Origin of the sequence: Streptomyces sp. NBC_01384, assembly GCF_045040035.1 — a bacterium.
Lineage (GTDB): Bacteria > Actinomycetota > Actinomycetes > Streptomycetales > Streptomycetaceae > Streptomyces.
Map to the genome: position 1 here is coordinate 470,563 of NZ_CP109560.1, position 26,876 is coordinate 497,438.

At 68.2% G+C, this 26,876-nt stretch carries 24 protein-coding genes and 4 pseudogenes; 16 read left to right on the top strand and 12 right to left on the bottom strand.

What is annotated here, in order from left to right:
- Positions 1–126 precede the first annotated feature (126 nt).
- Both OG747_RS49755 and OG747_RS49760 read right to left on the bottom strand, forming a co-directional pair.
- Positions 127–615 carry a hypothetical protein gene (locus tag OG747_RS49755; protein ID WP_405886308.1) on the bottom strand — a complete coding sequence of 163 codons (489 nt, stop codon included), beginning with the start codon at positions 613–615 and terminating at the stop codon, positions 127–129.
- A 147-nt stretch (positions 616–762) separates the two neighbouring features.
- Positions 763–1,437: pseudogene (locus OG747_RS49760) on the bottom strand (Tn3 family transposase); the annotation flags it as partial.
- 662 nt (positions 1,438–2,099) lie between these two features.
- Here OG747_RS49760 and OG747_RS49765 point away from each other — a divergent pair.
- On the top strand, positions 2,100–3,131 hold the full coding sequence (locus OG747_RS49765; RefSeq protein ID WP_331745023.1) for a phosphatidylinositol-specific phospholipase C domain-containing protein: 1,032 nt from the start codon (positions 2,100–2,102) through the stop codon (positions 3,129–3,131).
- Between the two features lie 137 nt (positions 3,132–3,268).
- On the opposite strand, the gene OG747_RS49770 is transcribed toward OG747_RS49765, so the two are convergent.
- From OG747_RS49770 to OG747_RS49785, 4 genes are all read right to left on the bottom strand, one after another.
- On the bottom strand, positions 3,269–3,973 hold the full coding sequence (locus OG747_RS49770) for a hypothetical protein (protein ID WP_331744132.1): 705 nt from the start codon (positions 3,971–3,973) through the stop codon (positions 3,269–3,271).
- 34 nt (positions 3,974–4,007) lie between these two features.
- Entirely contained in the window at positions 4,008–4,376 is a 369-nt protein-coding gene (locus tag OG747_RS49775; RefSeq protein ID WP_331744129.1) for a hypothetical protein, read from the bottom strand.
- Between the two features lie 97 nt (positions 4,377–4,473).
- Positions 4,474–5,136, bottom strand: a complete 663-nt coding sequence (locus tag OG747_RS49780; RefSeq protein WP_331744127.1) for an IS3 family transposase — start codon at positions 5,134–5,136, stop codon at positions 4,474–4,476.
- A complete protein-coding gene (locus OG747_RS49785; RefSeq protein ID WP_331744124.1) occupies positions 5,133–5,462 on the bottom strand; it encodes a transposase in 330 nt (109 codons plus the stop codon). Before OG747_RS49785 ends, OG747_RS49780 begins: the two co-directional genes overlap by 4 nt.
- A gap of 52 nt (positions 5,463–5,514) precedes the next feature.
- Between OG747_RS49785 and OG747_RS49790 the strand changes: the two genes are divergently transcribed.
- Positions 5,515–5,901 carry a transposase gene (locus OG747_RS49790; RefSeq protein ID WP_331744122.1) on the top strand — a complete coding sequence of 129 codons (387 nt, stop codon included), beginning with the start codon at positions 5,515–5,517 and terminating at the stop codon, positions 5,899–5,901.
- A gap of 11 nt (positions 5,902–5,912) precedes the next feature.
- Here the strand turns inward: OG747_RS49790 and OG747_RS49795 are convergent, their stop codons facing one another.
- A complete protein-coding gene (locus tag OG747_RS49795; RefSeq protein ID WP_405886311.1) occupies positions 5,913–7,013 on the bottom strand; it encodes an acyltransferase family protein in 1,101 nt (366 codons plus the stop codon).
- A 106-nt stretch (positions 7,014–7,119) separates the two neighbouring features.
- Positions 7,120–7,968 carry an SGNH hydrolase domain-containing protein gene (locus OG747_RS49800; RefSeq protein ID WP_405886313.1) on the bottom strand — a complete coding sequence of 283 codons (849 nt, stop codon included), beginning with the start codon at positions 7,966–7,968 and terminating at the stop codon, positions 7,120–7,122.
- A 302-nt stretch (positions 7,969–8,270) separates the two neighbouring features.
- Between OG747_RS49800 and OG747_RS49805 the strand changes: the two genes are divergently transcribed.
- Together OG747_RS49805 and OG747_RS49810 are read left to right on the top strand one after the other, a co-directional pair.
- On the top strand, positions 8,271–9,122 hold the full coding sequence (locus tag OG747_RS49805; protein WP_331765092.1) for an SGNH hydrolase domain-containing protein: 852 nt from the start codon (positions 8,271–8,273) through the stop codon (positions 9,120–9,122).
- 24 nt (positions 9,123–9,146) lie between these two features.
- Positions 9,147–9,470 (top strand): hypothetical protein, encoded by a 324-nt coding sequence (locus OG747_RS49810; RefSeq protein WP_331744113.1) that lies wholly within the window; start codon positions 9,147–9,149, stop codon positions 9,468–9,470.
- Positions 9,471–10,027: 557 nt separating this feature from the next.
- On the opposite strand, the gene OG747_RS49815 is transcribed toward OG747_RS49810, so the two are convergent.
- Positions 10,028–10,318: a hypothetical protein gene (locus OG747_RS49815; protein WP_331744109.1), complete on the bottom strand. Its 291-nt coding sequence runs from the start codon at positions 10,316–10,318 to the stop codon at positions 10,028–10,030.
- 499 nt (positions 10,319–10,817) lie between these two features.
- On the opposite strand from OG747_RS49815, the gene OG747_RS49820 reads away from it, so the two are divergent.
- Complete coding sequence (locus OG747_RS49820; protein ID WP_331744106.1) at positions 10,818–11,645, top strand: SGNH hydrolase domain-containing protein; 828 nt, start codon at positions 10,818–10,820, stop codon at positions 11,643–11,645.
- A 257-nt stretch (positions 11,646–11,902) separates the two neighbouring features.
- Here OG747_RS49820 and OG747_RS49825 read toward each other — a convergent pair.
- Positions 11,903–12,316 (bottom strand): annotated as a pseudogene (locus OG747_RS49825) (DDE-type integrase/transposase/recombinase).
- Positions 12,317–12,414: 98 nt separating this feature from the next.
- Here OG747_RS49825 and OG747_RS49830 point away from each other — a divergent pair.
- Positions 12,415–12,732 carry a transposase gene (locus OG747_RS49830; RefSeq protein WP_331744104.1) on the top strand — a complete coding sequence of 106 codons (318 nt, stop codon included), beginning with the start codon at positions 12,415–12,417 and terminating at the stop codon, positions 12,730–12,732.
- Between the two features lie 5 nt (positions 12,733–12,737).
- Positions 12,738–13,250, top strand: a pseudogene (locus tag OG747_RS49835) (IS3 family transposase); the annotation flags it as partial.
- Between the two features lie 102 nt (positions 13,251–13,352).
- On the opposite strand, the pseudogene OG747_RS49840 reads toward OG747_RS49835, so the two are convergent.
- Positions 13,353–13,700, bottom strand: a pseudogene (locus tag OG747_RS49840) (transposase); the annotation flags it as partial.
- A 494-nt stretch (positions 13,701–14,194) separates the two neighbouring features.
- Here OG747_RS49840 and OG747_RS49845 point away from each other — a divergent pair.
- The 4 genes from OG747_RS49845 (at position 14,195) to OG747_RS49860 (ending at position 19,178) form a co-directional block, all read left to right on the top strand.
- Positions 14,195–17,167: an Ig-like domain-containing protein gene (locus tag OG747_RS49845; RefSeq protein ID WP_331744102.1), complete on the top strand. Its 2,973-nt coding sequence runs from the start codon at positions 14,195–14,197 to the stop codon at positions 17,165–17,167.
- 408 nt (positions 17,168–17,575) lie between these two features.
- On the top strand, positions 17,576–18,454 hold the full coding sequence (locus OG747_RS49850; protein WP_331765095.1) for a phosphotransferase: 879 nt from the start codon (positions 17,576–17,578) through the stop codon (positions 18,452–18,454).
- A gap of 71 nt (positions 18,455–18,525) precedes the next feature.
- On the top strand, positions 18,526–18,747 hold the full coding sequence (locus OG747_RS49855; RefSeq protein ID WP_405886315.1) for a hypothetical protein: 222 nt from the start codon (positions 18,526–18,528) through the stop codon (positions 18,745–18,747).
- Positions 18,744–19,178 (top strand): TniQ family protein, encoded by a 435-nt coding sequence (locus OG747_RS49860; protein ID WP_331744100.1) that lies wholly within the window; start codon positions 18,744–18,746, stop codon positions 19,176–19,178. The genes OG747_RS49855 and OG747_RS49860 overlap by 4 nt, the downstream gene beginning before the upstream one ends.
- Positions 19,179–19,247: 69 nt before the next feature.
- On the opposite strand, the gene OG747_RS49865 is transcribed toward OG747_RS49860, so the two are convergent.
- Entirely contained in the window at positions 19,248–19,604 is a 357-nt protein-coding gene (locus tag OG747_RS49865; RefSeq protein ID WP_331744098.1) for a nuclear transport factor 2 family protein, read from the bottom strand.
- A 176-nt stretch (positions 19,605–19,780) separates the two neighbouring features.
- Here OG747_RS49865 and OG747_RS49870 point away from each other — a divergent pair, with 176 nt between their 5' ends.
- The 5 genes from OG747_RS49870 (at position 19,781) to OG747_RS49890 (ending at position 26,785) form a co-directional block, all read left to right on the top strand.
- The gene (locus OG747_RS49870) at positions 19,781–20,740 is read left to right on the top strand and encodes a helix-turn-helix domain-containing protein (protein WP_331744096.1); all 960 of its coding nucleotides are present in this window, start codon (positions 19,781–19,783) and stop codon (positions 20,738–20,740) included.
- 189 nt (positions 20,741–20,929) lie between these two features.
- Positions 20,930–21,655, top strand: coding sequence for a DUF998 domain-containing protein (locus OG747_RS49875; RefSeq protein WP_331744094.1), 726 nt, complete (start codon positions 20,930–20,932; stop codon positions 21,653–21,655).
- Between the two features lie 93 nt (positions 21,656–21,748).
- The gene (locus tag OG747_RS49880) at positions 21,749–24,535 is read left to right on the top strand and encodes an AAA family ATPase (protein ID WP_331765098.1); all 2,787 of its coding nucleotides are present in this window, start codon (positions 21,749–21,751) and stop codon (positions 24,533–24,535) included.
- A gap of 257 nt (positions 24,536–24,792) precedes the next feature.
- Complete coding sequence (locus OG747_RS49885; protein WP_331744090.1) at positions 24,793–25,407, top strand: hypothetical protein; 615 nt, start codon at positions 24,793–24,795, stop codon at positions 25,405–25,407.
- A gap of 40 nt (positions 25,408–25,447) precedes the next feature.
- A complete protein-coding gene (locus OG747_RS49890; protein ID WP_331744088.1) occupies positions 25,448–26,785 on the top strand; it encodes a carotenoid oxygenase family protein in 1,338 nt (445 codons plus the stop codon).
- The last annotated feature ends 91 nt before the right edge of the window (positions 26,786–26,876 follow it).

A 26,876-nucleotide genomic window follows, 5' to 3' on the forward strand; every position in this document is an offset into this window, starting at 1 on the left:
CGAGACGGCCGTCCGCGTCGCCGCCACGTCGTCCCGCTCCGGGTGCTCCCGCGCCTGCGCCGGCGGGAAGGACCGCGCATCGAGGAACCCGCACAGGTCGTCGAGCTTCACCGAGGGCCGCCGCTCTCACATGCAGCCACGCGACTGGCACACGCGGCAAGTCGATTGGCAGGGCGGGTCCACGAAGCAGAGCGAGCGGCAATCGGCGGCCATCGTGCTGTCGCGGGCCATGATGCGCAACCGACCATGGCGCGACTCGACGAGCTGGGGCTGGGTGACGAGCGGCGCTCCCGCTCGCGCCGACGATTCCGTGCGCCCGCCCGGGCCGCCGAACATATGACGCACCAACCGGGCCGCGGTATGGACAGTCCGCGTGCGCTTGAAGATCACCGCAGAGTCATTGCGGAGCCAGACGATGACCCCGTCGTTGGGCAGTGTGGTCTCAGCTGCCTTCTCCACGTGCAGAATCTCGTCGGCCGGGATCTCGACATAGACCGAAAGATCCTGCAGGGATGGGAAGAGCCGGACCGGATCGCCCTCGTTCATCGGCCCGGCATAGCCGGGCAGGGACATCACGTCGGACACGTCGACGCCTTCGGCGAGGAGCTTCTCCATCACCCGATTCTGGGGGAACGACTCTTTAGCCATGTCCGATTTGACCATATTGCCACTTTGGTACTTGGTATTGAGTGGTCAGCGTGGCGGCCTGCCTGAACGACGAGTGGCCGCAGCTGGCCCGCACCGCCACCGCCGAGCAGCTGTTCAACGGATACCTCGGCGCCCGTCAGCCCTCCGCGCCGTCCTCGTCTCATCATCGAGCCCGGCCGCGTCCGGGTCCCGCAGCGGGCGCAGGGTGCCGCCCGCCGGCCGGCTGGCGGTGAAGCTGTAGCGGCCCAGGACGTTGAGATTGCGGTGCTTGAGCGGGGACAGCCGAGCTACGTCCTCGTCGCGGATCTCGTGTCCCTCGGCGCGAAGCTGGGCGACGGCGGCGTCGATGTACCGGGTCGTCCAGAGCACCACCGTATTCAAGACGAGACCCAATGAGCCCAACTGATCTTCCATCCCGTCCCGGTACGCCTGGTGGATGGTGCCCTTCTTGCCGTGGCAGATGTCGCGGGCGAGCTTGTGGCGGGACTCCTGGACGGTGAGCTGCTTGTGCATCTGGCGCCGGTAGGTGTCGTCGACCGGGTCGACGACGGCGAGGAGGTGCAGGGTCTTGGCGATGCGCCCGTACTCGGCGAACTCCTGCCCCAGCGGGGTCGGGTGGCCCTCCCGGCCGAACATCCGCAGCAAGTCGTACGCCCTGACCTGGTTGGTGACCAGGGAGCCGGCCACCCGCAGCATATCCGGCCAGGCGGTGATCACCTTCTTTACGTTGACCTTGTTGCGGGCCAGTAACTCCAGCGGCCCGTACCCGCCGGCCGCCTCGGCACCAGGCGTGCACCTCGAACAGCAGGTCCGGCAGGTCGATCTTCGGGAGCATCTTCTCGACCCGGCCGCGCAGCCACGCCAGCGACTTCGGCTCGCCGAGCGCGTGGAGCTTCTCCACGTTCAGCTTCGCCCGCCCGTTCGGCTGGACCTCTCCACGTGGCCAAGGCCGAGCGCGCCTACGGGTTTACCCGCCCGGCAGATCTGTATGTCGGCCTGCGTACACATCAGCCGGGTCACGGGCCGCACGCATCCTGAAGCACCTGTCTGCCCGCCTCCGGAAGAATCGGTTCCGGTCACGCCCGGTTCCCTCCGCTCGGTGCGCGGAGGCCGGCCGCGGCGCCGCCACGTTTCCCCAACCCCCTGCCGAACTTCCTTGTTCGGCCGCACCTGTCCGCATTTTCGCCGGCGGTGTCCGCTGCGAACCGGCCACGTGCATAAGAAAACGAGAGCTCAGCGGCCTGCAGATGGCCGGAAAAAAATCGGCCGGAATCGTAGCTGACAGCAGGATTCTAGATCGCGTTACGTGTCATGTCTCCGTCGCTTAATGCATAGCCGTCACCGTCCAGACGGAGAGTCACCCCCACGATGGAGGAACCGTGACCGGTTCGATGAGCCGCCGTAGATTTTCCCTCCGCCCGCTCGCGGCACCGCGTACCGCGCTGCTCGGCATGCTGAGTCTGTTCCTGGCGTTCGGCGCCGCCGGAGCCGGAGGCGCCACCGCCTCCGCCGTCGACACGAACTCGCTGCAGCTGTCCGGCACCACCACGTCCGGAATCCACAACACCTACGAACCCAGCGCGTTCACCTACCTCGCGCAGGGCCTCGACACCGGTACCTCGATGATCGAGCTGGACGTCTGGGACGACGCCTTCACCCAGGAGTGGAAGGTCAGCCACGACAGCCTGACCAGCAACAGCAACAACTGCGTCAACGCCTCCTCGGCCGCCGACCTGTACACCGGCAGCGCCAACAAGGACCTGGAGAGCTGCCTGGACGACGTCCGGGTGTGGCTCGGCGCGCACCCCGGCCACGGGCCGCTGATCATCAAGTTGGAGATGAAGGCCGGCTTCCAGGCCAGCTTCGGGATGAGCCCGGCCAAGCTGGACCAGTCGATCACCGCGCACCTGGGCAGCCTGGTCTACAAGCCGAACGACCTGCTGAACAAGCCCGGCGGTGGCCAGTACGCCACCCTGGACGACGCGGCCAAGGCCGGCAACTGGCCGACCCGGGCGCAGTTGGCGGGCAAGGTGCTGCTGGAGATCATCCCCGGCACGGTCGAGGAGAACAACCCGACCGACACCCTGTGGACGGACAGGGAGTACGCGACCTACCTGCGCAACCTGCACACCGCGGGCACCACCGCGCAGGCGAACATCTTCCCCTCGGTGCACAACGCCGCGTCGGGCGACCCGCGCACCCGCTACTCCGACACGACGCTGCGGCCCTGGTTCGTGGCGTTCGACGGTGACGCGGCCACATACATCAACAACGGCATCGACACGAGTTGGTACGACATCAACCACTACCTGCTGTTCATGACGGACTCGGAGAATGTGTCGCCGGCTCTCGACGACGTCAGCCCGTCGTCGGCCGACGCGTCGGCACGGGTCGCGCTGCTGGCCAAGGCGCATGCCACGGTCGCGTCGAACGACTGGCGGGGCCTGCCGGACGTGCAGTCGCTGGTCCTGCCACGCGGCTGATCCACGGCTGATCCACGGTTCTGCTGCTGATCTGCTGCTGAATCGCTCCACCGCTCAACCCGCCGGGTGCCTCGGTCGGTCGGAAACCCCGATCGGGGCACCCAGCGTCGCGCGTGACCTGTGCACACGGCATTCGCTCACGTTGATCCGAAGCGCCAGTACGTGGTGAAGCACTCCAGCGTGAGCTCGGCGTCGAGTTCGTTGTTCCACACCCCGGCGAGCCACATCGGGACGGTGTCGAGACGCTCGCAGACCACGATGCTCTCCGGCTGGTACGTCAAGTAGCAGCGACTCTCATCCGCGAATGCCCCGCCCGGCCCGTACTGGGAGAACAGCATCACCAGGCGCTCCCGGTCGGCCTTCGCGAAGGCCTCCAACTGTTCTGCGTAGCCGTCCTGCTGCTCGGCACCGACGCACTTCAGGACGACCGCGAGGATCTCCTGCGACAGGTCGCGGTCGTAGCGAGAGTAGCCGGTCAGGGATACGAAGCTCCGCTCGGCCGCCTCAAGCACCCGGTGCACCTGCTCCTCCCCCACGGCGTCGACCGCCGCGGGCGAGCGGCCCGGTGCAGGGCTCGGTACGGGCGGCGGCGGTTCCGGCGCGGCGGCCGCCGCGCGGGCCTGATGCACGGTGCGGTCGGCGATGTGGGTGAGTCTGCTCGCGACCGCCTGGACGGCACCAAGCCAGCCCTCGCCGAACTCGTCGCTGCTGCCGGCGGGCGCCTGCGTGTGCAGCCCGGTGACTTCGACATGGGCGCCTTCCACGGCCCCGGCCTCGATCACCGCCAGGAGCTGCTGTGCCTCACCCGGTGTTGCGCCCGCGGCTTCAAGGAGACCGGCCACACGACGCCGGCCGGTCGCGGGCTCCCTTCTGGTGTTACCTGAGTTCAACGGAGTAGCTGTCTCCGTCGAACTGCCATCCGTCGGTGCCTGCGCCGATGTCCTGCTCGATGACGTCTTCGATGAAGTGGTCCTCGAACTCGTCGTCGCTGAGCTCGCCGGCCACCCAGAGTTCCTCGATCTCGTCCCAGTCGCCCCTTTCGCCATCGATGCGCAGGGGCGCGGCGTCGCGTGTTCCGCGCTCGCGCCGGTCCGTGCCGGTGGTGACATAGCCGCTGATCTCGTACTGGCCGTCCTTGACGTGGTCAGGGATCGGTTCGGCGGGGCCGGTCGATGGCCCGTCCCAGCGGGTGCGGCATGTCCGTGCGGGGCCACTCCGGGATGTCGATGAGGTAGATACCGGCACTGGCCTTGTCGAACGCCTCAAGGGGCCCGGTGTGCAGCGGCCTGTTCGGAGCCAGGGGAACGGCCGAATGTCAATCCCGTCGAACTGTGGGGATCTTCTAAGCGGCCAGCTCCAAGGCGGAGTTGGCTCGATGGTCGTGCTCGTAGTCGATCGGACTCTGATACCCACACACGCTGTGTAGTCGGTGTGCGCTGTAGAAGCCGGTGATCCAGGAGGACGCCACGACCAGTTCGGCGTCATGGCGTGCCCCCATCGCGTAGCCGAGCAGCCGGCGCGAGAACAGGTCGATGACGGTGGCCAGGTAGAGCTTGCCCTCACCGGTGGTGATCTCGGTCATATCGCCGCACCACACCTGGTCCGGAGCGTCCGCGGTGAAGTCCCGCCGCACGAAGTCCGGGGCCGCCGACCGTTTGCCGGGCCGGGTCAGCCCGCGCCGGCGGCGGATCTTCCGTCCGGCCAGGCCCAGTTCGGACATCAGGCGGGCGATGGTGTTCACCGAGACCCTCCAGCCCTCGCGGACCAGGATGAGCCAGACCCTCGGGGAACCGTAGGTAGCGCCGGAGCTCTCGAAGATCTGCCGGATCGCGTCGGCCAGCCGTCCGCGCCGGACCTCCCGCGCGGTGTTGGGCTTGTCGCGCCACTTGTAGAACCAGGACTCCGACACTTCCAGGACCCGGCAGGCCAGACGGTGCGGGACACGGTGCGCGGTCCTCTGGTTACCGATGAACGCGGCCAGGGCGGCCGGGTCCGTCTCGGTCACATCGCCCAGAGGACCATGCACCGCTTGAGGACATCACGCCCCATCTCCAGCTCGCGTATCCGCTCGTTCTTCTCGTTCATCTCCCGCCGCAGCCGCTCCAGCTCGGCGCGCTCGGCCTCGCGCATCCGTCCCCCCGGCGCGGGCTCGGCCGGCCGCTCGGACGACGCCGACCCGTTGCACCGCCACCGCGACACCCAGCTGTGCAGTGTGCCGGAATGCACACCGAGCTCCTCGGCGACCTCCGGGGCCGACCTGCCCGTCTCGATCACGATGCGTACAGCACCCTCACGAAACTCAGGCGCGTACGTCCGTTGCATGGACCCCATAAACCCCAACTTCCCCTGCAATCACGGACTCCACGCTATGAGGGGAGGGACAATGACCGCATCCTCCCGCAACAGCGTCTTCTACCAGCAGTTCCTGCAACTGATCGAGGACGCCAACCCGGACGGGGAGATCTGGATCGTCACCGACAACCTGTCCAGTCACAACAGCCTGTCCACCCGGACCTGGCTGGAGGACCATCCCCGCATCCATCACACCTTCATCCCCGTCGGCGCGTGCTGGCTCAACCTGCAGGGAGGCTGGTGGCGCATCTTCCGCAACGCCGCTCTTGCCGGCCGGTCATTCGGCAACCGCGACGACATCGAACACGCCACCACCCTGGCAACCAGCCAGCTCAACTCCCGGGCCGGCCCCTGGGTCTGGGGCAGACCCGCACCGCCAACCCGCCGACTACGGCGCCGATACGTGTACACCGTTTGAGGAATCCAGCACTAGTTGTCCGTCCCGCCTGGGGCGTTTGGTCCGGTGACGATCGGGCCGTTGCGGGCGTCCACAGGATCGGCGGTGGGGATGGTGGTAACCAGGGCCAACGTGACACAGCAGACGGTCAGAACCGGAAGAAGCACCCGGGCACGCCATGCCGAGACACGAACGGGACGCTCGATCAGTCGGTAGCCGGCCGCGGAGAGCAGAACGGACGCGCAGACGGCCACGGACACCTTCGTCACCTGGCTCCACTCCGGGTGGTCGACACCGACGTAGGTCCATACGGGCCAGTGCCACAGGTAGAGCCCGTAACTGCGGTGCCCCAGCCAGAGGAGCGGGCGGGACGACAGTGCCCTGCGGAACCGCTCTGCGTGCGCGACGGTATCGATCAACGCGGCCGCCGCGATCCCTGCCAGAGGCAGTTGCCAGGCGTAGAACGCGGCTGAGGCGATGTCTGCGGTGCACCACAGCCAGCCGAGGACCGCCACCGCCGGCCAGGCGAAGCGGGAGAGCAGACCCGGGCGGAACGCGATGACGGCTCCGAGCAGGAGCGCCCCGGCCCGGGTGTCGGTGCCCAGATAGGCGCGGTCCTCGGCGCCGGGGAGGTAGAGAAGGTACGCCAGCAGGTAGCAGACCGCCGCGGTTGCGAGGAGAAGCCGGTGGGGATGGCGGACCCGTCGCGCCCCCCAGGTGGTGAGCCCGATCAGAAGAAGGGGCCACAGGAGATAGAACTGCTCCTCGACGGCCAGGGACCACAGGTGGTTCAGCGGAGCCTGCTCCTGGGTCGCGTCCCAGTAGTCGACGTGTCCAAGAATCGCGTACCAGTTGGACGTATATGTGAGGGCGGCCAGCGTCTGAGCGTTGACGGTGGGACGCAGTCCCGCAGGATCCTCCAGGAGCATCCACGTCTGGACGGCTCCGACCACCAGCAGGACGGCGGGGAGGAGTCGTTTGACCCGCCGGAACCAGAAACTCCTCAGCGGAGGACGCGGGGTTCGGGCTCGTTCCGTCAGGAGCAAGCGGGTGATGACGAACCCCGAGATGACGAAGAACAGGTCGACGCCGAGGAATCCGCCGTCCAGCCCGATCCCATAGTGGAACGCCATGACCGCCACGACGGCGACGGCCCGCAGGCCGTCGATAGCGTCGATTCTCCCGTGGAAAGTCTCTCCTCCCGATGTGGCCGGACGTTGTTCAAGGGCCAGCGACACCTCAGGCACCGTCCTTGGTGAACATTGCGTTCAGAGCCCAGTTGGCCAGCCGCGCGCGGGCGGGTTTGGTGGGGTGGGCGGTCGGGTCGTAGACCTTTGTTCCTACGAGGACTTTGGGGCACCCGTCGTCATTGCACAACTGGCCGCGCAGATCCAGCAGTCGCACACCGGGATGTCTCGCTACGGCTTCCCGGAGGACCCGGTTCATCACCAGGGCGGAGGCACGGTACTTCGGATTGCCGACCTGCTGCGAAGTCATCAGGTACAACGGGGTGTTCCGGCTGGTCAGAATGGAGATCGCCTGGTTCAGCCGGTTACGGAAGGCCTGCTCGTGGGCCGGTGCGGTGAGATCGCGGGGCTCTTTGTCGCCTGCCAGCCGCTGCGGGGTGACATCCCAGAAACCGACTGTCAGCAGGGTGGCATCGGGCTTGTACTTCTCCAGATAGGAGGGCCACTGGGTGGGCCACTTGCGGCATTCCTCCGGTGTCTCGTTGCCCACGGGGAGCAGGATTCCGCAGCCGCCGAGTCCCGCGTTCACGATGGTGTTGTGAGAGGCCCCGACTTCGCTCATACCGTGCCCGATGCTGGCGGACCAGGAGTCCCCTACCACCAGTACGGTCTTCCCGGTCACCGCGGGGGAGAGAGAAGGGGAACCGAGAGGGGGAACTGCTGCCCCGTAGTGTGGTTCACCGGCATGGGCCGGGACTGCGCCGGAACGTGTCGTCGTGTTCTTCTCGACATGTTGTGGAGCGCAACCGCACGCCAGCACGGCGACCACTCCGGCGACGCCGAGTTGGCGAATTCTTCCTCGCATCATGATTACCCACCTGGATTCTCGGGAGTCCGTCATCGTCGGACGGCGTTTGTGGATTCCGCGCGCAGAAGCTTTGTAATCAGGCGGAACGACACCCGCGCTACCTCGGAAGCAATCGAATTTATCATCAAGAGGTTAGCCGTCCGGCCGCTGGCGTGAGGTTCTGGCACGCCCGTTGTCGATGCATCATCCGGTGGCAGTCTTCCGGTCACCCAGGGCCGATCGGGTGTAATGCCGTCTAGCCTCGCCGTGTTGGGCAGTCGTCCAGCCACTCCTCCCCAGTACCCTCTGGTTCGTTGAGTTCTCGAAATCTACTGGTGAACTGTGTACTTCCTTCCTTGGAGGGGCTGGCGCAAATGCCCGCGTTTCAAGTACTGAAAGGCGTCTCCCTGTGCCTGGCAACCGGTATTTTTGGCTGCCTCAGTGGCACCCCCGAGATCGCTCAAGAGCCGACACACTCGGACATTCCCTGCTATGCCACTCCATGCTTCGCCCCTGAAACATCCCCAGCCTTGCGTAACACCGGCCTCCCCCCGTGGGGCGCCCCCACCCTCCTGCCGGGCGCGGAGGGGAAGAAAGTGCTGGTGGTCGGAGATTCCTGGGGGATGGCTACGGCCGCCGGGATTTCCAAGGTCTTTGCCGGAAAGGGGCAAGTCACGGATGCCGCGAAAGGCGGCTGCGGGATCCGCGTTCAACACAGGACGGGTTCCGTAAATTGTCCGAACTGGGAGATCGACTGGCCTAACCTGATGGACAAGGTGCGTCCAGACGCGGTTCTGATGAGCGTCCAGATGGACACGATGGTCCAGCCGATCGAACCGGGCGGGAAGCCCGTGACGATTCTCGACGACGAAGCGAGAAGGAAGTTCGTCACCAGTCTCGACAAGGCCATCCGGATCCTCTCCCGAAGGCGGACCCCGGTGTACCTACTCGGATGGCCTGGCCCGTATCACCCGGGCTCGGTGACGGTCGCATACTCCGGGATTCTTCTGGAATTCAGTAAGAAGTATCCCGGAGTGCATCACCTGGATACCCACCACCAGCTCTGCAACGATTTGAATCAATGCCCGAAAGAGATTTCCGGGATTCCCGTCTACGGCCCCAGTCATCTCAGTAAACAATCTGAAGCGCGCTTTGGGAATTGGATTCTCAATTCCATGTTCCATGTAGAAGCATTGCATGAGAAATAATCGAGAAGACTGGAGTCTGTGGAAATGAATGGCGTGAAGGTCATGCGAGCGGCAGGCCCGGGGCTACTGGCGGCCGCCTTGCTGGCGCTGCTGCCGGCGCCCGCGCACGCGGCGGACGGGGAATTCTCCTGGAGCACCTCCGGAGTGGGTGCGATGGACGGAGTGCTGTCCTCCCCAAAGTCGGGCCGCTGTTACTCCCTGGTCGGGAACAACTCCCCATTCTACGCGTCGAACAACACGGACCGGACGGTTCGTTCGTACCAGTCCAGCAGCTGCCGGGGCGAAGTCCAGAGCACCATCGGTCCCGGTGAGTTCGGGCACGTCTTCAAGTACGTGAAGTTCGATTAGCGCGGGGGATTCGGTTCACGCACGGAGTCTGTGTAAAATCGGGGAGTGGTGCGATGGCTGCTGCTCCAATTCCAGTCCCCGCAGCTGCAAAGCGGGCACGCGGTTCTCCCACACCCGGCTTTTCGACATCGTTCACCGACTGGCAGTGGCTTAGTACTCCAGCCGGACTTCTAGACTTTCCCTGGTCAACGGCCTGGCGGCGGGGAGTTTAGCGGGTGCGCGGCGGGTGCGGGACGGTCTTGCCGGGGGCCGTCCCGCGAACGTGTGCCCGCGCCGCATGTAGTGACAGCGTCGGGCACACGCTTGGTGGCGGCGCCTCCAGCGGGACCAGCTCACCGCGTGGTCGCTGCGTGGAGGATGGTGGCGGGGCTTAACTGCCAGCAGACGGCGGATTTCAGCGGGTGTGAGGTCCACGAGGTCGGGCGCGTGTCCACCTCGGCACCCCTTTTTCGCGTTCCTGGACGGCCATCGCGGCGAGGAAGGCGTGGGCGAGCGGGTACCGGTGCCCCTTGTACGACGGCGACGTGCTCCCCGCGGACGATCCCCCTCCAGCATGATCAACCCGAGGATCCTCCCACGCCATCCGCCCACGTGACAGTGCCCGTCTCGTGGGTCGGCGAGGTGAGATCGATGGCCTCTTCGCCGCCTGCCAGCCGCTGCGGGGTGACATCCCAGAAACCGACTGTCAACAAGGTGGCATCGGGCTTGTACTTCTCCAGATAGGAGGGCCACTGGGTGGGCCACTTGCGACATGTCTCCGGGGTCTCCTTGCCCACGGGCAGCAGGATTCCGCAGCCGCCGACTCCCGCGTTCACGATGGCGTTGTGAGAGGCCCCGACTTCGCTCATACCCTGACCGATGCTGGCGGACCGGGAGTCCCCTACCACCAATATGTGTCGTCGTGTTCTTCTCCACATGGTATGGAGTGCAACCGCACGCCAGCACGGCGGCCACTCCGGCGACGCCGAGTTGGCGAATTCTTCCTCGCACCATGATTACCCACCTGGATTCTCGGGAGTCCGTCATCGTCGGACGGCGTTTGCGGATTCCGCGTGCGGAAGCGCTGTAATCAGGCGGAACGACAACCCGCGCCGACTCGGAAGCAATCGGATTGTTCATCAGGACATTAGCTGTCCGGCCGCTACTGCCAAGTTCTGGCGCGCCCGTTGGTGCACCATCCGGAGGCAGCCTTCCGGTCGGCTTGGCCCGATCCGGTGAAATACCGTACAGCCGAGTCGTGTCGGGCGGTTGTCTAGCTGCCCCCTAGTACGCTCTGAGGTCGTTATCCGAGTTCTCGGAACCTGCTGATGAACTGCGTGCTGTCTTCCTCCGGAGGGACTGGCGATAATGCCTGTACTTCAAGTGCTGAAAGGTGTTTCCCTGTGCCTGGCGGGCAGTATTTCGGGTTGGCCGAATGGAGTCCCCGGGGTTATTCAAGAACTCAAGCCGGTGCGCTCGGATATTCCCTGCTATGCCGCTCCGTGCTTGTTCCCTGAAACATCTCCATCCTTGCGTAATACCGGCCTCCCCCCGTGGGGGGATCCCACGCTCCTGCCGGGTGCGGAAGGGAAGAAAGTGCTGGTGGTCGGAGATTCCTGGGCGCGGGATGCGGCTTCCGGGATAGCTGCGGCCTTTGCCGGAAAGGGGCAAGTCAAGGATGCCTCGGCACTCGCCTGCGGGATCCGTAAGCCGATCAATCCGATGCCGAACCGAAATTGTCCGAACTGGGAGGTCGAGTGGCCTGCCCTGATGGACAAGGTGCGTCCGGACGCGGTTCTGCTGAGCGTCCAGTGGGATGTGGCCGAGCAGCAGATCGCCCCGGGTGGGAAGCGGGTGACGATTCGCGACGACGAAGCACGGAGGAGGTTTGTCACCAATCTTGACCGGACCATCCGGATCCTCTCCCAAAGGCGGACTCCGGTCTACGTCTTCGGGTCTACCTTTACGCATGTCCCGGGCTCGGTGGCGGTCTTGCTGTCCGGGATTCTTCTAGAATTTAGCAAGAAGTATCCTGGGGTGCATTACCTGGATATCTTCCACCAGCTCTGCAATGATTTGAATCAATGCCCGAAGAAGATTTCCGGGATGCCCGTCTATGGCACCAACGTGCACTGCAGCAAGGAAACCAAAGTACGCCTCGGGAATTGGATTCTTAATTCGATGTTTCATCGGTAGATGGCGTGCATGAAAAATATTCGAAAAGGCTGGAGTCTGTGGAAATGATTGGCGTGAAAATCGTGCGAGCGGCCGGCCCGGGACTACTGGCGGCCGCTCTGCCGGCGCTGCCGGTGTCCGCGCATGCGGCTGACGGGGACTTCTACTGGAGTACCTCCGGACTGGGTGAGCAGGACGGAGGGCGCTGTCACCTTGTTGGACGTGTAAGCGTCTGACGGTGCGTCGGGGCATGGTGGGCCCGCGTTCCGGGCCTGTGTTCAGGCCGTGGTGGGCCGGCCGACAGCGCCGGTGATCTGGTCCCAGATGGCGAAGCGGATGGTCATCTCGGCTCGGTGTTCGGGGGCGGTCATCAGGTGGCGGCGGGGCCGGAAGTGGGGTGAGATGCCGCTGAACGCGGACAGGAACCGCTGGGCCGCGCCGCCGCTGCGGAAACCCTTCATCGCGCGTTCACGCTGCCGCGTGGGCTGGTGGCTGTTCTCGGCCCGGTTGTTCAGGCCCTTGTGTGAGCGGTGTTCGACCGAGGGCATGACCTCGCGGTGGGCCGCGCCGTAGGAGCGGAGCTTGTCCATGACGATCACTCGCGAGCACCGCACGCGACTTCTTCATCAGCCTGCGGAAGAAGCGCCGGCGTCGGCCTTGTCCCGGCGGCTCTGCACGAGGATGTCGAGCACGTTGCCGCCCTGGTCGACGGCCCGCCACAGGTACTTCCGCTCCCTGAACCGTTCCGGGTTTGATCGAGGCTCGATCTTTTGGAGGGATCGAGTCTGTTATGGCGAAGCAATATCCGAAGGAGCTCAAGGAGCGGGCTGTGCGTCTGGTCCTGGAGACTCGTGATCAGTACAAGACCGAGTCCGCGGCGATCCGCTCGATCGGAGCGAAGCTCGACATCGGGCCGGAGTCCCTGCGGAACTGGGTGCGTCAGGCCGAGGTCGACGCCGGCGCCCGGACCGGCACCACGACCGAGGAATCCGCCCAGCTCAAGGCCCTCAAGAGGGAGGTCTCCGAGCTGAAGCGGGCGAACGAGATCCTGAAGGCTGCGGCGGGTTTCTTCGCGGCCGAGCTCGACCGGCCACACACACGCTCGTAGCGTTCATCGACGAGCACCGGGACCGCTTCGGCGGAGTCGAGCCGATCTGCAGAACGCTCTCCGAGCATGACTGCAGCATCCACCCGTCCACCTATTACGCGCACAAGAAGCGCCCGCCGTCGGCCCGTGCCCTGCGGGACGCGGAACTGGCACCGCTGATCGTGGAGATCTTCCGGGACAACTACAGCGTCTACGGAGCCCGCAAGATCTGGGCCGAGTTGAAGCGCCGGGGCCACCGAGTGGCCCGTTGCACCGTCGAGCGCCTGATGAAGGCCGAGGGCCTCACGGGAGCGGTGCGCGGGAAGAAGATCGTCACCACCGTGACGGACAGGGAAGCGGAGCGGGCCCCGGACCGGCTGGGCCGGCAGTTCGTGGCCAGCGCCCCGAACCGGGTCTGGGTCGCGGACTTCACCTATGTGGCCACCTGGTCCGGCACCGTCTATGTCGCGTTCGTCGTGGATCCCTTCTCCCGCCGGATCGTCGGCTGGTCGGCCGCGACGAACAAGCAGACCCCGCTGGTGCATCCAGCGTTCCTCCTCGTCGTCCCAGACGGCGGCGGCGTACCTGATCGGCGTCCAGGCGTCCTCGGCGATGCCCGCGATCGCCTCACGGATCTTCTTCCTGACCGCGACCGCGAGCGAGAACCGTGCACCGGCTGTGCGGCAGACCTGGACGACCTTGTGGGAGAAGTACGCGGAATCGGCGCGGACGATGATCTGGGCGGTGATGCCCATCGCCCGCACGGTGGCCAGCGCCTCGCGTAGCAGGCTCGCCGCGCCCTTGCCGGAGCCTGCCGAGCCCTTGCGCAGCCTGGTGGCCACGATGACCGGTGCGCACGTTGTAGATCCTGCAAGTTGAGCACCAGGCGAACCCGATGCAGCGCTCGAACATGGAGGACTCGGGCGGATAGAAGCGGTACTGGTACGAGCGGACGGGCGTCCCGTATGCGGCACAGATCCGGCGTTCACCGTCCAGAACGGACCAGCCGCTCCCGACCTTGCGCCAGTGCTGCCGCCCGGCCGGTGCTCTTCAAGTCGTCATGTCCAGCATTCTGTCCGACCGAGGCTGCACGGCACAGCCGTCCGTACAAATCTTGGCCATCGACCACAGACCGTGACGGCCCTTGATCGGCTTCACGAAATCCGTGCCTGAACCAAATTCAGCCGTTGCCGACACAACTCTGTGTCAATTCACGCGCGGGAACATCCCCGCGCCCGAGGACCTGCCGTTGGCGCCGGTCGGACGACTCGCGGGCGGGACGCCTGTCGTCTCCGGCACGCAAAACCTTCCATACATCCGATCCATTGCTCCGGATTTGCCTACACGGAGGCCGCTTCCTTTGCATCGAACCGCATACAACCCGTTGACAGCGTCAAGCGTAGGCTGCCAGGTTGACTCCATTCATCGGATGTCTCGGTCTCCCTTCGGGCATGCCCGCGGCTTGACGGATCCCGGAGCGGTCATGAAATGGATGGCGTCGACGTGCAAGATCCTCGGTTCTGTACTCGCATTCGGACTGGTCGGCGCGGGAGCGCTGGGCGTGTCGGCAAGTCCGGCGCGGGCCGCCACCGCATCGGTGCTGTGGGCAGCGCCTGACGGCCACGGTGCGGCGTGCACATCGAGGAATCCCTGTTCCCTGACCACCGCGCAGGCCGAAGTACGCGCTCTTGAGCACGGCCGGAACCCGGTGAGCCCCAGGGTCGAACTCCTCGGCGGGACTTACCGGTTGAGCAAGACGTGGAAGTTCGGCACGGAGGACTCCGGCAAGCCCGCGCACCCCGTGGTGTGGGAGGCCGCGCCCGGCGCCCACCCTGTCATCTCCGGCGCCTCCCAGGTCACCGCCTGGCGCGAGGTGGGGAGTACCGGTGTGTGGGCCGCACACGTGCCCCACGGCAGCGCCACCCGCCAGCTCTACGTGGATGGCAGGGAAGCCCCCATCGCCCAGGCCACCCCGGCGGCCCTGCACTTCACGGGCAACTGGGCCGGGTCGGCCACAGGGTACGACCTGTCGAACGACGCCGCGGCCCTGGCCTGGTTCGCACACCTCACGCCCGCGCAACTGGCGCAGGTCGAGTTCGACTATCCCGCGGGCAACGGCGCGTGGACCGACTCCAAGTGCGGGGTCGCACGGATGTCCGGCAGCACGCTGGTCATGGACCAGCCCTGCTGGACCAACGTCACCGACATCGCCCCGTTCAGCCAGGGCACCGGCGGCCTGCCGTCGATGTCCACCTCACAGCTGCCGGCCACGATCCGGGGCGCCCGCAGCCTTCTGACGCGCGGTCAGTGGTTCCTGGACAGCGCCACCGACACGCTCTACTACACGCCCAAGAGCGGTCAGCGGATGGCCGGCCTGGACGTCGAACTGCCCCGGCTGGAGAAGCTGGTGCAAGGTGCCGGCAGCCTGACCAGGCCCCTGCACGACATCACCTTCGCGGGCCTCCAGTTCTCGTACGCCACCTGGAACGCCCCCTCGTCACCGGCGGGCTTCGCCGACGTGCAGAGCAACCTGCACAGAACCGGCGCCAACAACCAGGGGCTGTGCACCTTCTCCACACCCGCCGGCAGCTGCCCGTGGGGCGCGCTCACCCAGCCCCTCGCCAACGTCGCCTTCACCGGGGCCAGTCATGTGACGATCACCGGAGACCGATTCGTCAACCTCGGGGGCGCCGGCCTGAGTTTCATGTACGGGGGATCGCACAACGTCATCGACGGCAACGAGTTCACCGGGATCGCCTCCACCGCGCTGTCACTGGGCTGCACGTACGACCCGACTCCCACCGCCACGCCGGCCTCGGTGATCAAGGATCATTGCACCCCTGACCCGAAGACCGTGCAGGCCGACCAGGTCGGGACGAACGAGATCCTGGACCACACCACGGTCTCGAACAACGTGATCCACGATGTCGGCACCGACTACCGCTCGGCCTGCGGCATCACGCTGCTGTTCAGCCGCCACGCCACGATCACGCACAACGAGCTCTACGACCTGCCGTACACCGGGATCACCGCAGGCGTCATCCAGGGCCACGTCGACGAAGCCGACCATCCGCAGAACTCGACCAACATCAACGCCGACAACACGATCAGCGACAACCTGATCTTCGACGTCATGCAGGTCCTCGACGACGGCGGCGCGATCTACATGGAAGGCCACCAGGCGCAGTACGTCTATCAGGCCGACGGCACCATCGACGCGACGGCCACCCTGGCGCACGGCCTGCACGTCACCGGCAACGTCGTCTACAACGACGGCTCGCGCTTCAACGCCTTCTACGACGACGCCGGTTCGGAGTGGATCAGCTTCAGCGGCAACGTCGAGTTCCACCCGCTGGCCGCACTCGGCGCCCAGGGCGGCTGCTCGGCCACCGGCCACTTCTGGGTCACCGGCAACTACTTCTCCGACCCCGCGGGCAGCTACTTCTGCACGCCGCCGATCGACTCCCACGTCAACGACAACCCCACCATCCCCGCGTCCCCGGGCCCGGGTGACATCCCCGTCTCTCTCCTCGCCCACGCGGGCGTCACCGACGGACACCGGTCGCTGGTGGGCGGCCTCCCCCTCGAACCGAGCTACATCTCCGCGCCGACGCCCGTCGCCGCCGGCTCCTCAACCGAACGGGTCCTCATCGCCGGAGCCGGCTTCTCGCCCAGCACCCCGGTGTACTTCCGCGACCGGCGCGCGACCGACGTCCAGTGGATCTCCTCCGGCTTCCTGATCGCCACGGTACCGACCGGTGCCGACGGCACGGACGTCACCGTCGGCACCTACGTACCCCGTCCGGTCATCACCGCCCCCACGGGCGGCACCACCGGCCTGGCGGACACCTTCACGGTGCGCGGTACAGCGGTGGCCGGCAACACCGTCGCGGTCACCGACAGCGCGAACCCGGCAGGCTGCACCGCAACCGCTGCCGCCGACGGCACCTGGTCGTGCACGCTCACCGACTCCTCGCCCGGCCAGCAGCCCCTGTCCGCCACGCAGTCCGACAAGGACGGAGCCACGTCCAAGCCGTCGACAGCCGTCCTCGTCTACGTCGGCACCCCGCCGGCCGCAGCACGCCTCAACGACACCGATCCGTCGATCGTCTACAGCACCTGGGACTACTTGGGAAGCCGAGGCTACGGCGACCACGACGACGACGTCCACTACGCGACGACCGACGGCAGCAGCATCACCTACACGTTCATCGGCACCGGGATCAAGGTGTTCGGTGAGGAGTTCACCGATCAGGGCAACATCGGCGTGTCGATCGACGGCGGACCCGCCACCGTCGTCGACACGGTGCCTGCCGACGGTGCGCGCCACGCCGATGCTGCCGTCTACACCAGCACCGCACTCGCCTCCGGCGTCCACACCATCGTGGTGACCAAGCTCTCGGGCACCTACGCCACCTTCGACGGCTTCGAAATCGACAACCCCGCCTCCCAGTAACCGCTGGACGCGCCGCCCACGAGCGGGGGTTCACGCCCCACTGGAATCCGGGCAACGGCAAGCCTCCGTGCGGTGGAAGGAACCCCACCGCACGGGGGCTGCGCCACCTGCATCAGCGAGGTCTCGGTGTCCATGCCAAGCACATCAACCGGCCCTGCGCAGCGAACGCATCCCAGTACTCCAGCAGCGTTTGGTGCTGGTCATGAGGGGGTGAATCTCCTGTCGTGCCCTCTCAGGCCAACCCGCCGAAACGGGGCGTCTCACCCAAGGCCGACAGAGAGGGCATGAGACTGACCCCATTCGGGGAGCATGTGGTCGCAGCGGCCGGAGAGATCCGCGCGGACGAAAACCACGGTGAAGTGGCCTGTCAGTCTGACGGCTGCGAGGCGTGCAGCGATAATCGGCCCAGTGACTTCTCCACCGCATAGTTGGGCGCGTGCTGAGCGGCTCGATGCCGCCCGGACGGTCGATGCCCTGCACGCCCAGACCGGTGTCCGCTTGACTCTGGATGGCCCCTGCCCAGGCGGGCAAGTCGGAGCAGCCTATGTGCGCTGGCCCGACGATCACCGCTCCGTCCTCAAGTGGCGACCGCATAGCCAGGCGGCGGACATGCAGGCAGGGCCACTCGCCGTTACTGAAGTGCTGCGGCTGGCAGGTTATCCGGCGCCGGCTACTGAGTTGATCGCCCAGGTTGGCCACGCGGTGGTCATGGTGCAAGAGCTCCTGCCGGGCACGAAGATCGACCACCTCGACCACCGCAGCCTGGATCAGGCGCTCGAACTCAACCGGTTGCAGGCCGATCGGCTTGCCGACCGCCCCGATACTCCAACGGTGGAGTTTCACTTGCGTGAGGACGGGCCTGGCTACTGCCTGCACGACCCTTTGCGCCAGCACAACCGCCGCAGTGCCGCGCTCGAACACTGGATCGCCGCTGTCGGCGCGGACCACCCCGCTCGAATGGCCGGGCACGACGCTGTGCACATGGACTTCCACCCCGGCAACATCCTGGCGACCGGCGGCGCGATCACCGGCGTCATCGACTGGGACGGTGCCGCCCGCGGTGATCGGCGATTCGACCTGGTCACCCTGCGCTTCGGCATCCACTCCAAGGAAGCCGACCCGGGGGTGACACAACATCTCGACGCTGTCCTCGATTCGCTCCCCGAGGACATCCTGCGGCCCGCATGGGCTCACATGAGCCTTCGCATGGTCGACTGGGCCATCAGACACTTCACCCCGGCGGACGTGGAGCACTGGCTGGACCTCGCCGAACAACGCGTGAGCTGACGGCACCTGAGGAAAAGACACGACCGGGAGACAGAACCCGGCGCTCGCGGTCAGCAGCAACCTTCACCCCTGTGCACGACCACACCCCCGGCACCCTGACCGGCCTGGACCGCTACCTGCACCACCGGACCGGAGGGATGATCGGCGCCCTATCCCACCAGATCCGAGGGGCCGCGATCGACGCGATCCTCACCGGCACCGAGAAGATCACGAAGAAGAGCCTCGACGCCGTCCCGCTGGACCACACCGCCGAGACCACCCGGCCCCGGACCAAGCCCCGCAACCAGCGATGACCAGCCCTTTCGGGTCCTTCGATCCACTCGCACGGCTCCCTGTCCGGGTCCGCCTCCAGCCCGGCGAGAGCACCGATTCCTACATCCGCCGCCTGGCCCGCGCCAACTACCTCAAGCCCAGCTACCTCCATGGGGTCCTCACCGCGTCGCCGAACTGGTTCGGAAAGCCCCGGCTCGAACGGCTCTCTGTCCTGACTGGACACTCGCCAGAAGTGCTCGAGCGCGTCCTGGCCGACGCCAGACCATCTCTCCCACCGCGTCGTCGAGGCACCGCCCGGAAGTCGAAGGGCACGGACAAGCCCGCTCTCTACCGGCGAATCCGCCGTGACGCCGAGGCCGATTCATTGTCAGCGGACACTCATCAACACATGCTGCCTGGACCCGCGAATATGAGGTGCGTCGCGGCCCGGGAGCAGCGCCGGCAGCCGTAGGAACGGCAGTGGCGGGATGCAGTACGCCGGTGGCGTCGAATTTCCTGGCATCGGCGCGGTTGGCGCCGGTCAGAACTGGTTCCTCCACACCCGCAGCACGCTCGCCCGGCCCTGGTCGTCCAAGGTGACGACCAGGAGCGTGAGGAAGGTGCCGAGGCCGGAATCGACGCGGACCTCTCTGATCGCCGCCGTGTCACCGTTGACCAGCAGGACCTCCCAGTCGAAGGACCTGCCCCCGGGCTGCACCGCAGCGTTCTCCTGCCATCCCTGGACGATGGCCGCCCGACCGATCCAGTCGGCCGGCTGCGGCCATTGGTGGTATTCGGCGTCCCGGGTGAACAGCGCCCCGATGTCCGCGGCCCGTCCGGTGCGCCAGGCATAGACGTAGGCGCCGACCCAGCGGGTCACCTGGACCTGGGTGAGCATGGCAGTCCTCTCCTCGGCGGAGCCCGACGGCGGGGCTCCTTCTTCAGCCATTGGACGGCCGGCACCGCACCGCGGGACACGACGTGAGGTGCAGAGCCGACGGCGATTCCTGCCGCCGCCCCCCTGCTCGCGGGCGCGCCGTCGAGCGTTGCGCGAGTTAGGATCATGCGATCGTCATGGGGAGGCCGAGCGCCGTGCAGGTCTACGAGTCACACTCGGCCGAGGAACTGGAGCAGTACGCGGCCTCCTCGTTCGCGCCCGCACTCGCTGCGGTGCCCAAGGACTTCCACTGCCGCACCACGCTGTCGGACCTGGGCGGCGGCATCGCAGCCGGCACGTTCCAAACCCGCCCCCTGCGTATCCAGGCCACCCGCAAGGGCATAGCCCGCGGCGACGGTATGGACACCCTGATGCTGTGCATCCACCTGTCCGGCGCCGGAACACTGGAACAGCACGGACGTGAGGCGTCCATCTCCCCCGGGGTAGCGGTGCTCTTCGAATCCGGCACCCCCTTCGACCTGAACTACCCGCAGACCGGGGAGAGCCTGACCCTGCAGATTCCCCGGGACCTGCTGCCGCTGCGCGGCAACGAGATCTCCCAGGGACTGGCCCAGTCCATTCCCCTGGACTCCCCGTCCCTGCAGCTGCTGCGCATGTACCTCGATCAGCTCCACAAGGTCGCGGGGAGCTTCACCGCCCCGCAGCGCGGCGACGCCGCCCGCGCGTCGATCGACCTGCTCGCCATGACGCTGCGCGGCATGGCGCCCTCCGTGCAGGCCGACGACATCCTGGTGGAGGTCCTGCGCGACCACATCCGCGCCAGCCTGGGCGATCCGGCGCTGACCGTGGCCGAACTCGCCCGGCGCCACCACATCTCGGTGCGCCAGGTGCACGCGGTCTTCGCCAAGGCGGGCTCCACCCCGGCGGACTTCATCCGTACCGAGCGCCTGATCGCCGCCCGGCGCCTGCTGGCCGACCCCGCCCACCCCAGCCGCACCGTGGCCGCGGTCGCCGCGTCGGTCGGCTTCTCCGAACTGCGGACCTTCGAGCGCGCGTTCCGCCGCGAACACGGACTGACGCCCGCCCAGTGGCGCAACGACCTGCCCCGTCCCCACACGGGCACGACACACACGTAGCACCCGCCGCCCGAGACGTCCGCGCCGAGACGCACCGCAGTCCGCAGCTGGCAGGGGCCCCTCGCACGGATTGTCGTGTGCCCTGCCGATCAGGTCGTGTTGGCGGTACCGCGCCGCGCAGTCCAATGAGGATGTCCCGCTGACACGGCGAGGACCCGGCCCCGCCGCACTTCGTTAGGACGCTCTCCCATGGCCCGATCGCTTCTCCCCGCAGCCCGGATCCGCTGGGGCGCCGCCGCGTGGCTCCTGGGCGTGCTGCAGTACTTCGTCTGCCAGGTCGTCGTCGCAGCCCAGTGGAACACCCCCTACAGCTGGACGCGGAACTTCATCAGCGACCTGGGCAACACCGCCTGCGGCCCGTTCTCCACCCCGCACGGGCAAGCGGCCTATGTGTGCTCACCGGCCCACACCACCATGAACGTCTCGTTCGTCGTCTCCGGTGTCCTGGCCGCCGCCGGGATCGTGCTGCTGCGACCGCTGTGGGCCAAGCGGCGCACCGTCACCGTCGCCACTTGGCTGTGGATCGCCTCCGCGGCCGGAAAGGTGCTGGTGGGCCTGGCCCCGGAGAATACGAACATCGCCCTGCACTCCCTGGGCGCGCTGAACATCCCCTGCGGCGGCCTGGCCGTCCTGCTGCTGAGCCGGCGCGGCGGCGGGCTGGGCCGCCCGTGGGAGCGCGCCGGTCTGGCGCTGGGCCGCCTCGGACTGATCGGTGCGACCCTGTCGATCACCGGGCAGTTCACCACCCACCTCCCGCTGGGCGCCGGCCTTGCCGAGCGCCTGGCCTCCTACCCGGCCAACGGCTGGATGGTCCTCATCGGCGCTCTCGCTATGGTCCGCGCACGCGCCCAAGCACCCACCACGGCAGGACCCGTCACCGCGGCAAGGACGCCGCGGGTTGAGCCCGCGCGCTGACGCGCTCGCTACTGTCGCCTGCGCCCCGCCGATCCCGCCGTTGCCGGACCCCCCAAACGCGAAGGGCTGTCACCCCGCACCATGGACGAGACCGTGCACGCTCCAAGCCGCCGCACCCAGGAGACCCTGCTGGGCCGGGAGCGGGAACTGCGGGAGATCGATGCCTTCCTGGACCATGCCGCTGACGAGGGCCAGGCCCTGCTGCTGACCGCCGATGCCGGAATGGGCAAGACCGCGCTGCTGGACGCGGCCGCCCAAGTGGCGGCCGGGCGCGGGATGCGGGTGCTGCGCCTGGCGGGTCTGGAGTTCGAGGCCGACCTGGGCTTTGCCGGACTCAACCAACTGCTGCTGCCGCTGCGCGAGGTGCTGCCGGAACTGGACCAGGAGTACCAGCAGGCGCTGCAGGTCGCGCTCGGCCTGCGGGAGGGGCCCTCGGTCAACCGCCTGCTGATCTTCAACGCGGTCCGTGAGCTCCTGGCCCGCAGCGCCGGCCCCCAGAGGCTGCTACTGGTCGTCGACGACGTGCAGTGGCTGGACGAACCCAGCGTCGCCGCCCTGGGGTTCCTCACCCGGCGCCTGACCGCAGGCCACGTCTCGGTGCTCGCCGCCGCGCGCACCGGCCGCGAGGAGGTCGCCGACCGCCTCGGCGCGCCCGTCATCACCGTGAGGGCCCTGAACGACGAGGCATGCGGACAGTTCCTGCGCCGTCACTTCCCCGACCTGGCCGAGGCGGTGTACGCGCGCCTGGTCGAGGAGGCCCACGGCAACCCGCTCGCGCTGCGCGAACTGCCCACCGCGCTCACCGGCCCACAGCGCGCCGCCCTGGCCGCCCTGCCCCCGGTCCTGCCCCTGACCCGCCGACTTCTCGCCTTGTACTCCTCCCGCATCGGCCCCCTGTCGCCGCGTGCCCGTGAACTGCTGCTGTTCGCGGTCCTGGACGGCACCGGGGACCCCGGCGTCCTGGACCCGGACCGCAGCGCCACCCTGCTGGAGGACCTCGCCCCAGCCGAGGCGGCCGGACTGCTGCGCATCGACCCCCACACCCTGCAGCTGACCTTCCCCCACCCCCTGGTCACCGCCGCCATCGTGGAGATGGCCGGCGGCGAGGAACGCCGCCGCGCCCACCAGCGCCTGGCGCAGGCCCGCGCCGCCTTCCCCGACCAGCACGCCTGGCACCTGGCCCAGGCCACCCTGGGCCCCGACGAGAACGCCGCCGTCCTGCTGGAGGACTCCGCGCACCGCCTGCTGCGCCGCGGCGACGCGGTCGGGGCGGTCACCGCCCTGTCCCGGGCCGCGGACCTCAGCCCCGAGCCCGCAGGCCGGGCCCGGCGCCTGGTCGAAGCTGCCTACCTGGGCGCCGACGTGACCGGCCAACTCCACCAGACCTCACGCATGCTGCAGGAAGCCCGGCGGATCGACCCGGGCGTGGACCGCTCCTGGCAGGCCGCCGTCGCCACCGCGCACGTGCTCTTCTACCGCGACGGTGACCTCACCACCGCCCACCGCCTGCTCACCGAAGCCCTCGACACCCTGCCCGACCCACTGCGCGCGGACGACGAACTCCTGCTGGGCGCGCTGCACACGCTGCTGATGATCTGCTGGACCGGCGGCCGGCCCGACCTGTGGCCACCGTTCCACCGGGCCCTGGCCCGGCTGCGCCCCGAGCCGCCCACCGTCCTGACCGCGTGCGGCTACACCGTCTCCGACCCGGTCCGCACCCCCGACGCGGTCCTGGCCCACCTGGACGCGCTGATCCGCGACCTGCCCCGGGAGCAGGAGTCCACCCGCGTCATCCGCGTCGGCCTGGCCGCGATCAACCTGCACCGCACCGCCTACTGCCGCGAGGCATACCAGCGGGTCCAGCGCGACGCCCGCGCAGGCGGCGCCATCACCTCCGGCATCAAGTCCATGGCCATCATGTCCACCGAGGACGTGTGGACCGGACGCTGGGCGGACGCCGAGCAGCAGGCCCAGGAAGCGCTCGCGTTCTGCGACAGCCACGGCTACACCTTCCTGGCCTACACCGCCCGCTACACCCTGGCCCTGCTCGCCGCCGGCCAGGGCCGCCACCGCGAGGCCATCGACCTCGCCGACAACCTCAGCACCTGGGCCGTGCCCCGCGACGCCCGCGCGATCGCCCGCCACGCCATCCACGTCCGCCTCCAGGTCGCCGTCAACGAGGGCGACTTCGAACAAGCTTGGGAGCACGCCACCGCCATCTGCCCGCCCGGCGAACTGCCCTCCCACGTGCCGCACGCGGTCCTGGTCACCGTCGACCTGGTCGAGGCCGCGATGCGCACCGGCCGCCAGGACCAGGCCGCCGCCCACGTCCGCGCCCTGCACCAGGCGAACCTGGCCCGGCTGTCCCCGCGCACCGACCTGTTCGTGCGCACCGCCACCGCCCTGGCCGACCCCGCCGACGGCGACCGCCTCTTCACCGCCGCCACCCAGGTTCCCGGCGCCGAGCACTGGCCGCTGGACCTGGCCAGAACCCGTCTCCTGCACGGCGAATGGCTGCGCCGCAACCGCGCCACCACCAGCGCCCGCACCCAACTGACCGCCGCCCTCCACGTCTTCCGCGCGCTGGGAGCGCAGCCCTGGGCGGCCCGCGCCGAAGCGGAACTGCGCGCCGCCGGACGCCCCTCCATCTCGCGTCCCGCCGGGGATCCGCTGACCGCGCGCGAGCGCGACGTGGCCGACCTGGCCGCGCAGGGGCTCAGCAACCGGCAGATCGGCGACCGCCTGCACCTGTCGCCCCGCACGGTCGGCTACTACCTGGGCCTGGTCTACCCCAAGCTCGGCGTCACCTCCCGCGCCGCACTGCGCGACGCCCTGCAGGACACCGACCCGATCGCGGACCCGGCTGCCGACAGGGCCTGACGCCGTCCCTCCCGGCACCGGGCAGGAGAAGCAGTCACCCAGGACCGCGGGGTGGCTGCGCCCGCGCGCGGACCTGTCGGATGACAGGGGTCCGGCGCCGACCCTGCCAGGGCACCACCTCCAGGACCGTGCGGTTACTGGTCGAATGCGAGGTTCCTGGCGCCCTGACAGTGGCGGCAGGCTCGAAGGGAGCCGGCGGGACAGTCCGCCGGTCCGGGTCATCGGCCCGGTTCCGTCGCAGACGTGAGGACCCTTCCATGCACTATCTACGTGGCTTCATTCCCTGGATCGTCTTCGCCGCCGTCGCCGGCTTCGGCTGGCAGTGGGGTGCGCTCAGTGCGCTGGTGATCGGCGTGTGGCTGATCATCGGTTCCCGCTCGGCTGGCGTGGCCAGGGACGCGCTGGTGCTGGAGGGCAGCACGGTGGTCTACTTCGCCGCCGTCACCGCCCTGGCCTTCGCCCAGCCGCACAGCGGCCTGCACCCGTGGACCGGGGTGCTCTCGTTCTGCTGGCTGGCCGCCACCGCCTGGGCCACCCTGGCCATCGGTCGGCCCTTCACGCTGGGCATCGCCCGCCGCAGCACCCCGCGCGAAGTCTGGGACACCCCCCAGTTCCTGCACGTCAACGTCGTCATCACCCGGGTCTGGGCCATCGCGTTCACCCTGACCGCCGCAGCGCAGGCCCTGTGCCACCTCGCCCACGCAGGCACCGCCGCCACCACGGCCTGCCAGGTCCTCGGGTTCCTCGCCCCGGTGGTCTTCACCAGCCGCTACCCCAAGGTCATGCAGGCCCGCTGGGCCGCGGCCATGGCCGCCCAGCGCCTCCCCGCGCCGGACCCGGCAGCCGTGGTCCAGATGCCCGCCAACCGCTGACCCCTCTGACGTCCCCTGCCGGAACGGATCCCGATCGCTGATGACCACCGCCGCACCCCACTTGCTGGGCAACTTCGCGCCCGTCGCCGACGAGGCCACCCTGACCGACCTGTCCGTCACCGGAACCATCCCGCCCGACCTGACCGGCTGGTACCTGCGCAACGGGCCCAACCCCCAGCAGGCATCCTCCGCCCACTGGTTCCTGGGCGACGGCATGGTCCACGGCATCCGCCTGGAAGCCGGCCGTGCCACCGCCTACCGCAACCGCTGGGTGCGCACCGAGAGCCTGCGCACCGGCGCCCGGCTCCACGACGACCAGGGCAACCTGGACCTGACCGCCGGCGCCGCGAACACCCACGTGGTCCGGCACGCCGGGCGCACTCTGGCGCTGGTCGAGTCCTCGTACCCCTACCAGCTCGACATGGCACCGGGCTGTGAGCTGGACACCCTGGGGGTGTACGACTTCCAGGGCCGCCTGCGCACCCCCATGACCGCCCACCCCAAGACCTGCCCCACCACCGGGGAGCTCCACTTCTTCGGCTACGGAGCGCCTGACGCCCCGTTCCTGACCTACCACCGGGCCGACGCGGCCGGACAGTTGACAGTCAGCCGCCCGGTCGAGGTTGGCGCGCCGACGATGATGCACGACTTCCACCTCACCTCCGGCCACGTCGTGTTCATGGACCTGCCCCTGGTCTTCGACCTGCCCAAGGCCCTGGCCGCAGAGCCCGGCCTGCCCTACACCTGGGACCCCGGCTACGGCGCCCGCCTCGGCGTTCTGGACCGCGCCGACCCCTACAGTCCGGTGCGCTGGTTCGACATCGCCCCCTGCTATGTCTTCCATACCCTCAACGCCCACGAGGAGGGCGAACGCCTGGTCCTGCACGCGATCCGCTACGACCGGCTCGGCGACGGCGTGCAGGTCGACGCCCACGGAACCCTGTGGCGCTGGACCGTGAACCTGTCCACCGGCACCGTCCGCGAGGAGCAACTGGACGACCGCCCCGCGGAGTTCCCCCGCATCGACGACCGCCTGGCCGGCCTGCCCTCGCGGTACGGCCACGCCAGCGCCACCCGCACCCCCGGCAGCCAGCAGCGCCAAGGCGCGGTCCACCGCTACGACCTGCACACCGGTGCGGTCACCAGCCACCTCCTAGGCCCCGGCCGCACCCCGGGAGAGGCCGCCTTCGCCCCGGCCGACGACCGCGCCGGAGGCCCCGGGTACCTCATGGCATTCGTCCACGACGCCGCCACCGACCGCAGCGACCTGGAAATCCTCGACGCCGAACACCTCCACACCCTGGCCACCGTCCACCTGCCGCGCCGCGTCCCGGCCGGCTTCCACGGCAACTGGCTCCCCGACCACACCCGGGCCTGACGCCGACGCCTCGCACCACGGCCCCTGAGCGCGGCCACCGGCCATGCCCCGCCCCGTGCCCACCGCTCCCGGGGGGTAACCGCGGTGCCCC

What these genes read in the sequence shown, in the direction of transcription:
- OG747_RS49755 (WP_405886308.1), bottom strand. Translation starts at nt 615, where the DNA reads ATGGAGAAGCTCCTCGCCGAAGGCGTCGACGTGTCCGACGTGATGTCC.
- OG747_RS49765 (WP_331745023.1), top strand. Translation starts at nt 2,100, where the DNA reads ATGCTGAGTCTGTTCCTGGCGTTCGGCGCCGCCGGAGCCGGAGGCGCC.
- OG747_RS49785 (WP_331744124.1), bottom strand. Translation starts at nt 5,462, where the DNA reads ATGGGGTCCATGCAACGGACGTACGCGCCTGAGTTTCGTGAGGGTGCT.
- OG747_RS49790 (WP_331744122.1), top strand. Translation starts at nt 5,515, where the DNA reads ATGACCGCATCCTCCCGCAACAGCGTCTTCTACCAGCAGTTCCTGCAA.
- OG747_RS49795 (WP_405886311.1), bottom strand. Translation starts at nt 7,013, where the DNA reads ATGGCGTTCCACTATGGGATCGGGCTGGACGGCGGATTCCTCGGCGTC.
- OG747_RS49800 (WP_405886313.1), bottom strand. Translation starts at nt 7,968, where the DNA reads ATGACGGACTCCCGAGAATCCAGGTGGGTAATCATGATGCGAGGAAGA.
- OG747_RS49810 (WP_331744113.1), top strand. Translation starts at nt 9,147, where the DNA reads ATGAATGGCGTGAAGGTCATGCGAGCGGCAGGCCCGGGGCTACTGGCG.
- OG747_RS49815 (WP_331744109.1), bottom strand. Translation starts at nt 10,318, where the DNA reads ATGAGCGAAGTCGGGGCCTCTCACAACGCCATCGTGAACGCGGGAGTC.
- OG747_RS49820 (WP_331744106.1), top strand. Translation starts at nt 10,818, where the DNA reads ATGCCTGTACTTCAAGTGCTGAAAGGTGTTTCCCTGTGCCTGGCGGGC.
- OG747_RS49830 (WP_331744104.1), top strand. Translation starts at nt 12,415, where the DNA reads ATGGCGAAGCAATATCCGAAGGAGCTCAAGGAGCGGGCTGTGCGTCTG.
- OG747_RS49845 (WP_331744102.1), top strand. Translation starts at nt 14,195, where the DNA reads ATGAAATGGATGGCGTCGACGTGCAAGATCCTCGGTTCTGTACTCGCA.
- OG747_RS49860 (WP_331744100.1), top strand. Translation starts at nt 18,744, where the DNA reads ATGACCAGCCCTTTCGGGTCCTTCGATCCACTCGCACGGCTCCCTGTC.
- OG747_RS49865 (WP_331744098.1), bottom strand. Translation starts at nt 19,604, where the DNA reads ATGCTCACCCAGGTCCAGGTGACCCGCTGGGTCGGCGCCTACGTCTAT.
- OG747_RS49870 (WP_331744096.1), top strand. Translation starts at nt 19,781, where the DNA reads ATGGGGAGGCCGAGCGCCGTGCAGGTCTACGAGTCACACTCGGCCGAG.
- OG747_RS49875 (WP_331744094.1), top strand. Translation starts at nt 20,930, where the DNA reads ATGGCCCGATCGCTTCTCCCCGCAGCCCGGATCCGCTGGGGCGCCGCC.
- OG747_RS49885 (WP_331744090.1), top strand. Translation starts at nt 24,793, where the DNA reads ATGCACTATCTACGTGGCTTCATTCCCTGGATCGTCTTCGCCGCCGTC.
- OG747_RS49890 (WP_331744088.1), top strand. Translation starts at nt 25,448, where the DNA reads ATGACCACCGCCGCACCCCACTTGCTGGGCAACTTCGCGCCCGTCGCC.